Annotated in this window: 9 protein-coding genes; 3 read left to right on the top strand and 6 right to left on the bottom strand. The window is 58.0% G+C overall.

What is annotated here, in order from left to right; translation table 11 throughout:
* Positions 1-45 precede the first annotated feature (45 nt).
* The 5 genes from DYI22_RS04160 to DYI22_RS04140 form a co-directional block, all read right to left on the bottom strand.
* Positions 46-1011 (bottom strand): NAD(P)H-quinone oxidoreductase, encoded by a 966-nt coding sequence (locus tag DYI22_RS04160; RefSeq protein WP_416234552.1) that lies wholly within the window; start codon positions 1009-1011, stop codon positions 46-48.
* Positions 1012-1146: 135 nt separating this feature from the next.
* Entirely contained in the window at positions 1147-2877 is a 1731-nt protein-coding gene (locus DYI22_RS04155; RefSeq protein WP_213476769.1) for a sugar phosphorylase, read from the bottom strand.
* Positions 2874-4097 (bottom strand): glycosyl transferase, encoded by a 1224-nt coding sequence (locus DYI22_RS04150; RefSeq protein WP_213476768.1) that lies wholly within the window; start codon positions 4095-4097, stop codon positions 2874-2876. Before DYI22_RS04150 ends, DYI22_RS04155 begins: the two co-directional genes overlap by 4 nt.
* A gap of 31 nt (positions 4098-4128) precedes the next feature.
* Entirely contained in the window at positions 4129-4932 is an 804-nt protein-coding gene (locus DYI22_RS04145) for an HAD-IIB family hydrolase (RefSeq protein WP_213476767.1), read from the bottom strand.
* 29 nt (positions 4933-4961) lie between these two features.
* On the bottom strand, positions 4962-5894 hold the full coding sequence (locus DYI22_RS04140) for a hypothetical protein (protein WP_323132869.1): 933 nt from the start codon (positions 5892-5894) through the stop codon (positions 4962-4964).
* 72 nt (positions 5895-5966) lie between these two features.
* Between DYI22_RS04140 and DYI22_RS04135 the strand changes: the two genes are divergently transcribed.
* The gene (locus tag DYI22_RS04135) at positions 5967-7421 is read left to right on the top strand and encodes a protein adenylyltransferase SelO (RefSeq protein ID WP_213476765.1); all 1455 of its coding nucleotides are present in this window, start codon (positions 5967-5969) and stop codon (positions 7419-7421) included.
* Between the two features lie 26 nt (positions 7422-7447).
* Here DYI22_RS04135 and DYI22_RS04130 read toward each other — a convergent pair whose 3' ends face one another.
* Positions 7448-8962, bottom strand: coding sequence for a fumarate hydratase (locus DYI22_RS04130; RefSeq protein ID WP_213476764.1), 1515 nt, complete (start codon positions 8960-8962; stop codon positions 7448-7450).
* Between the two features lie 139 nt (positions 8963-9101).
* On the opposite strand from DYI22_RS04130, the gene DYI22_RS04125 reads away from it, so the two are divergent.
* A complete protein-coding gene (locus tag DYI22_RS04125) occupies positions 9102-9875 on the top strand; it encodes an enoyl-CoA hydratase (protein WP_213476763.1) in 774 nt (257 codons plus the stop codon).
* A gap of 288 nt (positions 9876-10163) precedes the next feature.
* Complete coding sequence (locus tag DYI22_RS04120; protein WP_213476762.1) at positions 10164-13001, top strand: MECDP-synthase; 2838 nt, start codon at positions 10164-10166, stop codon at positions 12999-13001.
* Positions 13002-13684 lie beyond the last annotated feature (683 nt).

The raw sequence follows: 13684 nt of genomic DNA, 5'->3' as shown, positions 1-13684 counted from the left end.
AGTCGCTCGTTAACAGGCTGATGGATCGGAGCAAACCTGATGTGCTCAGGCAGAAACGCTCAGCAACACTTTACCGGTGTTTTTGTTGGCAGCCACGTAAGCCATCGCCTCGGCGGCTTTCTCGATAGGCCAGTCGCTATCGATCATCGGCACTATCTGCCCCGAACTCAGAAGTGGCCAGACATGCCGATGCAAAGCCTGCATGACCTCCCCTTTAACAGCCACTGGTCGTGACCTCAACGTCGACCCGATCAGGCGATGGCGCTTGACCAGCATCATGCCCAGATCCACTTCCGCAGCCCGACCACCCATCAGCCCGATCAGAACAATCCGGCCATCCACGTTAAGCACTTTCTGATCCTCGCCGATGTAGCCGCCACCAACCGGATCCAGCACCATGTCGATGCCACCCCACTTGCGAACGGCCTCCACGAAAGAGCCATTGCGTCGGTTCCAGATGCCGGTTGCTCCCAGTTTCTGACACACCGCCAGCTTCTCATCGTCGCCTGCGGTCGCAAACACCGGGTTGCCGAACGCCGTTGCCAGCTGAATAACCGCCGTCCCAAGACCGCTGGCCGCGGCGTGGAGCAATACCCGCTCCCCTGGCTGCAGTTCGGCTTCCCGGTACAGGTTCAGCCAGGCCGTGGCGAACACTTCCGGCACTGCCGCAGCTTCTTTAAGCGACAGGCCTTTGGGGATCGGCAATACCTGAACCGCTGGCACCACCACGCTGGTGGCGTATCCACCGCCGGTCAGCAGGGCGCACACCTCATCCCCCGCGTTGAACTCACGGACGCCCTCACCCACCGCGGCAACGGTGCCGCTGACTTCCAGGCCGAGAATGTCAGAGGCGCCCGGTGGTGGCGGGTAAGCCCCGGCTCTTTGCATCAGATCGGCACGATTGATAGCGGTCCACGCCACGTCAATCCGGACATGGCCTTCTGGCAACTCTGCCGGGGCCTCAGCAGGCTCCCACTGCAATTCGTCACCGACAACTTTGATCGCTTTCATCATATGCGTACGCTCCGGTGGATCATTCGTTACCGAGAGAGCATACCGCGTCATCGGCGATGGTTACAGATACAACGGGGCGAAATTTCCTTTCAGTTCAGTAAGGCGGCAACCGGCAAAACGAAACGCCATCCCTCACCCCCGGTTGGACAACCACACGCTCTGGTAGGGTTTGAGGGTAATGTCGCCACTCAGGTCATCGACGCGCAGGCCCGAAATCAGGTCGACCCACTCCTCCGTTCCGATCAGATTGATGTCGCTGAGGGCAATCTGCTGCACCTCATCACTGATGTTGTGGATGCAGAAGATCGACTGGTCGCGCCGCATGCTCTGGCGCCAGAAGCCAAACAGCTGCAGGCCCAGATGCAGCGTAAATTGCGTGGCGTTGGGATGGAAGGCCGGCTGCCGTCGACGAATGGCGATCAGCCGCTTCAGCTCCTTGAAAGCCTGACTGTGATGACTCAAGGGGTTGGCCAGTTCACTTTCAATGGCGTCCAGATTCCACTGGCCACGGTTAATGGAACGCAGGCGGCCGGTGTGCTCGGCCCGCTCGTAATCGTTCTCGGTGGCCAGCAGGCTGTGAATGTAAAAGGCCGGAATGCCCTCCAACGCCAGCATCACCGTGTGAGCGCACAAAAAGCGCTGCAGTTGCCAGTGATCGGCGCCGCCCCGGACGGTGCCTTTCAGTGCATCGTACAGCGCAATGTTCATCTCGTAGGGCTGGTCGCGGCCGTCTTCAGTGCGGCGATAGGACACCTTGCCACCGAACGACTCCATGGTATTGATCAGCCCCTGGCGTTCATCCTGGCTCAGCAGGCCATCGGTCGGGCGCAGCCCCACGCCGTCGTGGGAGGCAATGAAATTCAGATAGGTGGTGCCCATCTGGGCCGGCGGCATGCTCATCAGCCACGTTTTCAGGTGACGACAGTTGCCGGTGACCAGAGTGTGGATCAACAACGGCGGCAACGAGAAATTGTAGATCGCATGGGCTTCGTTGGCGTTGCCAAAGTAAGTCAGGTTTTCGCGATTGGGGACGTTGGTTTCGGTGATCACTACCGCTTGCGGGCTGTGATGTTCAATCAGCAGCCGGAGAATCTTGATCAATTCGTGGGTCTGCTGCAGATGGATAGACGGCGTGCCCGGCTCTTTCCACAGAAACGCCACCGCATCCAGCCGGAACAGGATTACCCCGCGCTCCAGATAGCGACGAATAATGGCAATAAACTCGATCAGCACCTTCGGATTGGCAAAGTTCAGGTCCACCTGGTCCTCGCTGAAGGTGCACCACACATAGCGCTCACCGTCTTCGGTCATCACCGGGTTAAGCAGCGGAGAGGTGCGGGGCCGCACCACGGCACTCAGATCGTCCTGCAGGCTTGCTTCAAAGAAATAATCCTTGCCCGGGTCAACTCGCTTGCGGAAGTTTTCGAACCAGCGGCTGCGGGCCGACATGTGATTGATCACCAAGTCTGCCATTAACTTGAAATCACCGGCAATGCGCTCAATGTCCTCCCAGGTGCCGTGGGATTCATTCACCGCCAGGTAGTCCATCACCGAAAAGCCGTCATCGGAGCTGTAGGGAAAAAACGGCAAGATGTGCACCGCCGACACCGTGTCTGCCAGGCAATCGGTCAGAAACTCGTGGAGGGTCACCAGGGGCTTTTCATCCGCCCGCCGGATGGTGTCGGCATAGGTAATCAGCACCACATCCGACTCATCCCAATGGTTCTGGTGCGCCGGCGGCGCCTCCTGGTTCGGCGCCAGCCCCATGGTCTTGAGCAGTTTTTCAGACAGAAACCCACAATCTAGATCGGGGTATACCACCTCCAGCATGCCCGTCAGTTTGGATTTCAGTGGCTCGCTCATGGGCGGAATTCCTCGTTATCCAGATCCACCGCCTCCATCAGTTGTTCCTTGATGTCGGGGATCGCGCTGGCTACCCGGTTCCAGCTGGGAATAAACGGTGTATCCATAGGATTATCGAGGAAATAGGCCCCGGCGCGCATTACATTCTGCGCAAACAGTTCCACCGCTTTCTCCTCTTTGTGGCGATCAAACGTCAGGCCGTTGATGATGGCATCGTTCTGGTAGGTTTCGACAAAATCCAGCGCGAGACGGAAATACGTGGCCTTGATAGTCCGGAACTTCTCGTTGGAAAAAATTTCGCCGTTGGTGGCCAGTTTGCGGAACAGCGCCTTGGCGATGTCCGTGCTCATTTTCGACAGGCCACGGCTGGCGTCCTCCGGCGACAGCTCCTGATGCTTGTGGTCATAGGTGTCGGCAATGTCCACCTGGCACAGCCGGTTGGTGGCGTAGTTGCGCTTCATCTCCGACAGCACACCCACTTCCAGCCCCCAGTCGCTGGGAATGCGCAGATCGTTGATCACGTCGGTACGGAAGGAGAACTCGCCGGCCAGCGGGTAGCGGTAACTGTCCAGGTAATCCAGAAAATCATTGGGGCCACAGACTTTCTTCAGCGCACGGATCAGCGGCGTCACCAGCAGGCGGCTGACCCGCCCGTTCATCTTGCTGTCAGCAACGCGGGCGTAATAGCCTTTGCAGAACATGTAATTGAAGGCTGGATTGGCAACCGGATAAATCAGCCGGGCCACCAGATCCCGGGAATAGGTGAGAATGTCGCAGTCGTGCAGCGCCACCGATTTGCTGAGCCCCGACGCCAACACGTAGCCAAAGCAGTACCAGACGTTGCGCCCCTTGCCCATCTCCGTCGGCGCCAGATTCTGTTCCCGCAACTGCATATCAATGCCCCGCAGCCGTGGGCCGTCGTTCCACAACACCTTGAAGTTCTGTGGCAGCTCGGAGAAGTATTCCAGCGCATGGCGGTACTGCGCTTCGTCAGCGCGGTCCAGCCCGATCACCACCTGCTCCAGGTAGGGCACCTTCGCCAGCTCGCTGACAATGTGCTTCAACGCCGGGCCTTCCAGCTCGGAGTACAGCGACGGCAACACCAGCGACATGGGCCGCGCCTTGCGGAAGCTCATCAGCTCCTGTTCCAGGTCCTCCACCGGGCGCCGGGTCAGATTGTGGAGGGTCGTGATAATGCCGTTCTGGTAAAAATCGCCCATGGCGCAGTTCCTCTGGTCCTGAATGGAAGGTTCAGTAACCGTACTCAAGGAGGATGTTGAGTACGCAATCGTTCCAGCCTGCCGGGCCGGGCTTGAGGGAGCGCATGGCGTGGCGATCGGAGGTCAGTTGCACCTGATCAGACTGAGCGCCGCGGATAATCACCGGAATGTTCACGGATTCCAGCATTCGCTGATCGTTGGGGCTGTCGCCAAGACCGATGGTTACCAAAGGCCGATCCCCCGCCTGCTCCCGGTATTTACCCAGCAAGAAACGGACCCCATCGGCCTTGTCGAAGCGGCCCATGGCGTGAAAGAACCGTCCGCCCTGCACCAGGCGCAGGTCTTCAGCCGCCAGATGCTCCGTGAAAGCCGTCAGCTCATCATCACTGCCCCGCCAGAGCAGCGGCTCCGTTCCGGCCCGTTCCTTTGCCAGCTCGGCAGACGCCACGGGCAGGCCCGTCTCCGCCGCCAGTTCCGTGGCGGTCATGTCCGCAAAGCCCAGAAAGCGGAAACCACTCTCCCGGAGGCCGTTCAGGACGTCCAGTACCCGGGCGCGGGGTGCCCCAAAATTCACCACCCGCTCATCACCCGGGCCAAAACAGTTCGCCGGGAGGACCACCGCTGCACCGTTTTCGACAATGAAAGGGTCACCATTGTTCATGCTGGTTCGCACGGCTCTGATCTCCGGAGCCGTTTTGCTGGAATTGAGAATTACCGGAATCCCGGCCTGTTGAAGCCGCTCCAGCGCTGGCTCAGCGGCACGCCAGTCATAGGTGTCATGGTCCAGCAGAGTACCGTCAAGATCGGTGAACAACAGCAGGCGGGGCTTATCCATGGCGTTGCAGTCTCCTCGGCTCATCGGGCTCACCGTTTTTTGAACACCGGCCGGCCGAGGCAGTGATCCTCGGCAACGTCGATCACTGCATCCGCCCGCGACGGCATCTCTGCCAGGCAGCGGCGGGTGATGCGCTCGTAATGCATGATGAAGCGGGCCACCTCATCGTCCGACATGATCCGTACCGGCTTCGCCGCTTCGCCCTCTTTTGGTGCACCCCCATGACGAGCTGCCAACTTGTGCTCCTGAAGTGTGCGCCACTCGAGCACGCACTCCATGGATGGTGCTTTCAACATGATCAGCACGTCTATTCGGTCAAAAAACACCCGATAGCGGCTGCGCAGACACTCGTTGACGTACTCCCGCCATACTCCGTCCGGGTCTTCAGCCAACTCCAGCGCGTTAACCGGATTTGCCAGTTCACCGGCGTCCTCCACCGGCACTGCGCCCAGGCACCATCCCTCCAGCAGCACCACATCGGCAGGGCCGTCGAACACCGGCCACCGGTCCTCCGGCTGCCGGTCATCGGTGGCTTTATCAAACGCCGGTAACGACACACACTCGTCTTTTTTGGCGACCAGCAGTCGGTCCACCACCTGCTGCCCCAGATCCACATCGTGGGTTCCCGGCACGCCACGGGTGACCAACAGCGGGTGAACGCGGTCAGCCAACTGCTCCCGCTCCGCCCGGGTGAGGTAGAGATCATCCAGCGACAAACTGGCAGTGCGGCAATGGAAGTGTTCCTGCAGCAGGCGTTTCAGGAACAGCACCAGCGTAGACTTTCCTGTTCCCTGGGCGCCGTGGAGCCCGACAATCACCGGGCCCTGCCGGTTGCGTCGCAAGTCGATCACGTATTCCGCCAGCGGCAAAATGGTCTGCTCCACGGTGTTCACGTAGGATTGAGGTAAAGCCTCCTGAGCAATGAGTGCCTGCACGGTTTTCAGAAGTGGTTGGTCAATCACGTATGGAATCCTGCGCACAAAGTGGTATCAAGAAAACAGCATGTTTTGTACCAATGGGAGTATAGGCGTTACATGAGTCATAACGGTTTCACCGTAGAACATCGCTACCTGGAACTTCCGGACAGCTTCTACACCCGGGTGCAGCCAACGCCCCTGAAGGACGCCCGCATGGTGTGTTTCAACCACGCGCTGGCCAGCGAAATGGGTTTTCACAGCGAGAAGCCGGAGGAATGGACCGGCGTTGGTGCAGGCACCGAATTGCTGGAGGGTATGGACCCGTTGGCGATGAAGTACACCGGCCACCAGTTTGGCATGTACAACCCGGACCTGGGCGATGGTCGCGGCCTGCTGCTGTGGGAGACGGTCGGGCCGGATGGCCGCCGCTGGGACTGGCACCTGAAAGGCGCCGGCACCACACCTTACTCCCGCTTCGGGGATGGCCGCGCCGTGCTGCGTTCCACCATCCGCGAATACCTGTGTAGCGAAGCCATGGCGGGCCTTGGCATTCCCTCCACCCGCGCCCTGTTCATGGTCAGCGCCCGCGACCCGGTGCGCCGGGAGTCGATTGAAACGGCTGCCGCGCTGGTGCGGGTGGCCGAGAGCCACATCCGCTTCGGCCATTTCGAGTTTGCCGCCCACCATGAGGGTGAGGCCGCATTGCGGACCCTCACCGAGCACGTCATCGCCCTGCACTTCCCTCACCTGATCGAATTACCCCAGCAGGAACGCTACGCCCGCTGGTTTGAGGAAGTGGTCGAGCGCACCGCAAGGCTGATCGCCGACTGGCAGGCGGTCGGCTTCTGCCACGGGGTGATGAACAGCGACAATATGTCGATCATCGGGGACACCTTTGATTATGGTCCCTACGCCTTTCTGGACGATTTCGACGCCGGCTACATCTGCAACCACACCGACCAGGGCGGCCGTTACGCCTACAACCGCCAGCCCAACGTCGGCTTCGTGAACTGCCAGTATCTGGCCAACGCGCTGTTGCCGATCATGAACGAAGACGACGTGCGCCGGGGCATGCGCCGTTACGAAACCGCCTACAACGGCCGCTTCCTGCAGAACATGAGGGACAAGCTTGGACTGGTACAGGAGGACGAATCCGATCTGTCGTTGATCATGGACACCTTCAGCATGCTGCACGAGCACCACGTGGATTACACCCGATTCTTCCGCGGGCTCTCCAACCTGCACAGCCACGGCACAGCACCGATCCGGGACCTGTTCGTGGATCGCAGCGTGGCGGACCAATGGCTAGAGCGTTACCAACAGCGCCTGCAGACAGAAACCCGTGCCCATGATGAGCGTGAATTTACCATGCGCAAGGTGAACCCCAAATACATCCTTCGTAACTACCTGGCCCAGCGGGTGTTTCAGGACGCACAGAATGGGGATTATGAACCGCTGAAGGAATTACTGACGGTGTTGCAGAAGCCGTTCGACGAACAGCCGGAATTCGAGGGGTATGCGGCGCTTCCCCCGGACTGGGGGAAGCACCTCAGCATCAGCTGTTCTTCCTGAGGCTCAGCAAGAACAACCGGTCAGCCTTAAACGGCCTTGGCGGCAATGATCTTGTCGTGCCATTCCGCCGGGCCGGTCTGGTGAACGGAGGAGCCTTTGGAGTCCACCGCCACGGTCACCGGCATGTCTTCCACCTCGAACTCGTAGATGGCTTCCATTCCCAGCTCTTCGAACGCGACCACTTCCGCGTGCTTGATGGCCTTGGACACCAGATAGGCTGAGCCGCCGACGGCCATCAGGTACACCGCGCCGAATTCTCGAATGGCGTCAATCGCGACCTGACCACGCTCCGCCTTGCCGATCATGCCGGTCAGGCCGGTTTTCTCGAGCATGGTGCGGGTGAACTTGTCCATGCGGGTGGCGGTAGTGGGGCCTGCGGGACCAACCACTTCCTCACGCACCGGGTCCACCGGGCCCACGTAATAAATGAAGCGGCCTTTCAGATCCACCGGCAGCTCTTCGCCGCGCTCGATCATGTCCACCATCTTCTTGTGGGCGGCGTCACGGCCGGTCAGCATCTTGCCGGACAGCAGTACGGTTTCGCCGGGCTTCCAGTCTTTGACGTCTTCTGGAGTGACCGTATCCAGGTTTACACGACGCACACTGTCACCCACTTCCCAGGTGATTTCCGGCCAGTCTTCCAGGCTCGGCGGGGTTTGCAGTGAGGGGCCGGAGCCATCCAGTACAAAGTGTGCGTGGCGGGTGGCGGCGCAGTTGGGGATGATCGCCACCGGCTTGTTGGCCGCGTGGGTGGGGTAATCTTTCACTTTCACATCCAGCACGGTGGTCAGACCGCCGAGGCCCTGAGCGCCAATACCCAGCTCGTTGACCTTCTCGAACAGCTCAAGACGCAGCTCCTCGGAGCGGTTGGACGCACCACGGGCCTGCAGGTCGTGAATATCGATCGGGTCGAGCAGGGATTCCTTGGCCAGCTCCATTGCCTTTTCGGCGGTGCCGCCAATACCAATGCCCAGCATGCCAGGCGGACACCAGCCGGCACCCATCTGCGGCACCATTTTCAGCACCCAGTCGACCACCGAGTCGGACGGGTTCAGCATGGCGAACTTGGATTTGGCTTCAGAACCGCCGCCCTTGGCCGCCACGTGGACGTCCACGGTGTTCCCCGGCACCATCTTGTAGTGGATCACTGCCGGGGTGTTGTCCTTGGTGTTGGCCCGCTTGCCGTCCGGATCGGCCAGCACCGACGCACGGAGCACGTTGTCTGCGTGGGTGTATGCACGGCGAACGCCTTCATTAATGATGTCGTCCAGCGCCATGTCTGCATCCCACTGCACGTCCATGCCGATGGTCACGAACACGGTGACGATACCGGTATCCTGACAGATCGGCCGCTTGCCCTGGGCACACATGCGCGAGTTGATCAGGATCTGCGCCATGGCATCCTTGGCCGCCTGGGACTCTTCCTTCTGATAGGCCTCATACACAGCCTGAATGAAATCTTTCGGGTGGTAGTAGGAAATGAACTGCAGCGCGTCCGCTACGCTCTCGATCAGGTCGTCCTGGCGGATTACGGTGGTCATAGGCATCTCATCAGTGTTGATTTTTAGCTGGAATATAAAAGAAGACGGAGTTTACCAGAAACCACCCGAGCGGGGCATGCGACGAAGATTGGAAAAAGGTATCATCCTAATCAAATGAACAACAAAAACGGGAGACGCCATGACCGCTCACATCCTCACCGAAAAGCAGGACCACATTCTGCTTGTGCGCATTAACCGGCCGGAACGCAAAAACGCCCTCACCCACGCCATGTACACCGCTCTGGGTGATGCGGTTGATCAGGCGCACGAGGATGCTGACATCCGTTGCGTCCTGTTTACCGGCAGCGAAGACTGCTTCACCGCTGGCAACGACCTTGGCGATTTTGCCGCCGGGCTGCCCGGCGACTTCCAGGAAACCCCGGTCGGGCGCTTCCTGTTTCTGCTGGCCTCCGCCAGCAAACCGGTGGTCGCGGCCGTCAACGGCCCCGCGGTCGGCATCGGCACCACCATGCTGTTGCACTGTGATCTGGTGTTTGCCGGCAACAACACCCGCTTCCAGATGCCTTTCGCCAACCTGGGCCTGTGCCCGGAAGGTGGCTCCAGCCTGCTGCTGCCGTCGTGGCTCGGGCGGGTGCGTGCCGCCGAGCTGCTGATGCTTGGCGGAGCCTTCACCGCAGACGATGCCCACCGGCTGGGGCTGATCAATCGGGTCTGCGAACCGGCCAACACCGAAATGGCCGCTCTCGACGCCTGCAACCAACTGAACGCCCAGGCACCGGCTGCGCTTCGCGCCACCAAGGAACTGCTAAACCGCCCCACCCTGGACGAGCTGAAGAACACCATGCTGGCCGAAGGCGAACGGTTCGCGGAACGCCTGAAATCCCCGGAAGCCGCCGAAGCGTTCCGGGCCTTCATGGAGAAGCGCCAACCGGACTTCTCAAAGTTCCATTGAGCGCCCAGGGGAAACTCGACAAACGCCTAAGCGGCAACTATTTTTCATTCAGGCCAATCTCCAACCGTGCGGGAAGGCTACGAAACGCCAGAATCACACTTTCGGCTGATCAACTGTTGCCATACTGTCGCTATAGTCAGAGTTACAGAAATTGGCACAGAAGCGCTGGCTACAATTTCAGACAACAGAATTAGCAACACAGGCCTCTGACACAGGGTTTACCGGACCAGACCGGCCCCGTCACTGGCCGACCATAACGACACAACAACAGGAAAAGGTTCCACACCCATGTTCAAGAAAACTCTAATAAGTCTTGCCGTGGCGTCTTCCCTTGGGCTGACGGGGTGCTTTGATAGCGCTAGTTCAGGGAAGAATGCGAATCCGGATTATAAGATCACCGATACCACGATCGATACAAGCTTGGTTCGCCCTATTTATAACCCGAACCCCCTCGCTGCAGAACCACAGTTCCCAATCAATTCGGACCTGATCCTGCTACTCGGTGCCACCCAGAGTGCTAACTATGACTTCACCGGCCTCTCAACCGGCGACACGCCAGCTGATGATGCCGTAAACCGGCTGTCGGGCTTTTCCACCTCTGGTGCATTCAGTCTCAAGTTTGACGGTGAGCTGAATCCTGAGTCGGTGATGGCAAACGCTACCGTTTTTCTGGTACCGCTTAAGGTTCCTCCGGCAATTGAGTCGGCACCTGAAGCGTTGCCCAATACCAATCCCAGCGGCATTGACCCTGCAGACCCATTCGAGCTTGACCCGAATTTGCAGCCCAACTTCAGGGCCGATGTTGTCAGCCTCGATGGTGGCACCAACAACGCTATCCGTGTTGTACCCCTTGAACCCTTATTGGAAGGCCAGAAATACCTCGTTGTTGTTAGTGACGATGTAAGCGGCGCCAATGGCAAACCTATTGACCGTGCAGTGCAGGATGTTGCTCTGGCCGATGGCACCTTAGGCAACCCTGCTTTAGGTAACGTGAAAACTCTGCTCCAGAGTCTAGACGCTCTTGGTAATGGCTTCCTGACGGCAATGGGAACGGGGTCTGAATCTGCTCTGTCCTACTCGTTCACGACGAATTCAGATACCGATGTTCTGGAAGCCATGATGGCACCAGCCGCATTCGGTACGGCTCTTGGCCAAAAAGTCGGCTTTACAGCCCAGTTGAAGGCCGTCAGGGATAATTTCCCTGCTCTGAACTTTTCTCAATTGACGGCCAAACTGTCAGAACTTGGCGAAAAAGCTGCTGCTGTCGGAAGTGGCGACCTCGACATAACTACCTTGCCCGCAGCCGAAATCGCCGCTATCACCAGACTTGGTGAGCTCCAGGCAATTACAACACCTGCAAATATCGAAGCTGCGATTACCGCTGAAGTCGGTGACTCTTTGCACCTGCCGGTGCCGCGGCCCTCATATTTCAGAACTCCTACCTCGGCAAGTGACTTGGCAACGATTCAAGGGCTCGCAGCACAGAATCCTAGCAATCCAATAGTTGGTGCCGCGGGTCTGGTTGAGGTTTCACAGGGAGCTATCGCATTACCCTATTTTCAATCGCTCCCTGGCTCAGACGGCACTGGCATTTCAACTGGCAGCTTCGAGGGTAGCACTAGCCTTGAAGCAGATTTGAGTGAGTCGCTTGAGCCAGGCGTTGATACCTTCCGCTTCCTGAGAGACATCGACGGGACACTGAACGTGAATGGTTATTTTCCATTCCCGGAGCAGAAAGCCACCACTACAGTTCCAGTAGTGGCGTTCCAACCTACAGCAGGCAATCCCTTATGCGCTGGCGGACCCACAGGCGTAACAATCTTCCAGCATGGTATTACCGTTGATCGCAGTGTAGCGATGCTCCCTGGTATATTACTTGCGGCTCAAGCTTGCCAAGTAGTAATTGCAATCGACCAGCCTCTGCACGGTTTAGCAGGCGAAACGGCAGGGAGAGTTCCAGGCTTAACACCTCTGTCAGAAGCCGCGCTTTCAGCTGAGATTAATGCGATTCTTGACGGCGGCGGCACCGGAAACCCCAATCTTGATGCCCAACTTGAAGCACTAATCAATGCAGATTACATTGGTGAGCGTCACTTCAACTACACGGCTAATGCCCAACAGCAACCGGTTTCAGCGGATCTGGCCGATGTAGCATCAGGCAGCTTGTTTATTAACCCAGCGAATATGCTCAACAATCGTGACAATCTGCGCCAAGGCGTTGTCGATCTATTGAACGTAGCCGCTTCCGTGCAAACGATGGGGATTTCAGGGCCGGCCAGCACTGGCGGACTTGCCACCCTGCCGGTGCACTTCGTGGGCCACTCACTGGGAGGCATTTCAGGAACGACCTTTGCTTCACTAGCCAATGACCCAACATTGAATGCTACGCTCAACGGTACCTACTCTGCGGCTGGACTTCCATTTACTTTTCCAACGCTTTCGACCGTAGTGTTGCATAACACTGGGGGACAGGTAACTCGACTCATCGAAAACTCACCAGCGTTTTCAACCCCGATACTTGGTGGTTTGGAAGAGGCAGACGTGAGCCAAGGCTCTGCAAACTTCGAGAGTTTCTTTTACGTGTTCCAATCTGTTGTTGACGCGACCGACCCGGTTAACTTCGCTGAAGCTCTCGGCGGCTCCACGACCAATATACTGATCAGTGAAGTTGTTGGAGATACGACTGTGCCAAACGAAGCAAACGTCAATCCTTTGGGAGATGCCTTCTCTGCCCCTCTGGCATCAACTGAGCCATTAATGGCCTTGATCGATCTCGGCGCTGATGGTGGAACTCTGGCTGATGGCTCTGGCCTGAGTCTAGTACAAACAGGATCGGCGGCTAATCAGGGTGTATTGCCGGCAGCTTCCTTCTTCGAAGGTGCCAACCCGTGCGCAGATGCTAACCATGGCACGTTTGTGGGACCAGCCACACCGGCTAACCCTGAAGATCTTCAGTGCCCAGGTGGGACCAACACCATCTCGGCTTTCTCAGAGATGGTTCGTCAGACCATACTGGCAATCAACGGAGCTCCGGTTCTGGCGACAACTGACACGAATGCGGATTTGACAGTATTGGGTTCAAGCGACACATTAGTGAACGCTCTGGATCAGGACGAAGCTGAATAACTGAGAGTTAAACAGGAAGGGGGGTGACATTCACCCCTCTTTTTAACAAGCAAGCCCCGATATATTGAAAAGCCCACCAGTCTGGATTCATTATCCAACCTTTGGAGGGCAATTCAGAATTCGGGGCTTTTTCTTGAACCGTTCTCAATAAATTTCGTCATTCAACCCCAACTTCACTTACTACAACGCTCAAACTCATCCTGAGTAAGCCAGCCATCGCTGTCCCAATCCTGCTCCATTATCATGTCTCGGTTGTACCGAGCAGATCCTGCCTGCATCGCGGATGCCGCCGCAACTGTTCCGTATATACTTACGTCGTCTTCAGTGGTCACACCATCTTAGTTCGTACCGATCTCATCGAAGGCGCCATAGCTTTACCCTGCCCGCCGGCTTCTTGCTACATCGGCTCGGCACCATCACTGCCCGCTGCGTCGTTTCCCCACACAATCCTGACTATGGAAACAGCCGGAGACACAACCGTGCCGAAAGAAGCCAACGCCAACCTGCTGGGCGATGCGTTATCGTTCCCGCTAAGGTGCACAGAGCCTCTTATATCTCAGATAGACCTTGATACCGGCGATAACTTGTTGTCGGAGGCTGATGAAGGTCGTGACATCGTAGACACCGACACCCCGATAGGCGGCGCAATGCGGGCTGCGAGCCTCTCCGGTGGCACGAAATCT

The organism is Marinobacter lipolyticus, assembly GCF_018424605.1.
Classification (GTDB): Bacteria; Pseudomonadota; Gammaproteobacteria; order Pseudomonadales; family Oleiphilaceae; genus Marinobacter; species Marinobacter lipolyticus_B.
Note: the sequence above shows the minus strand (reverse complement) of the source record. Positions and strands in the feature narration are given on the sequence as shown.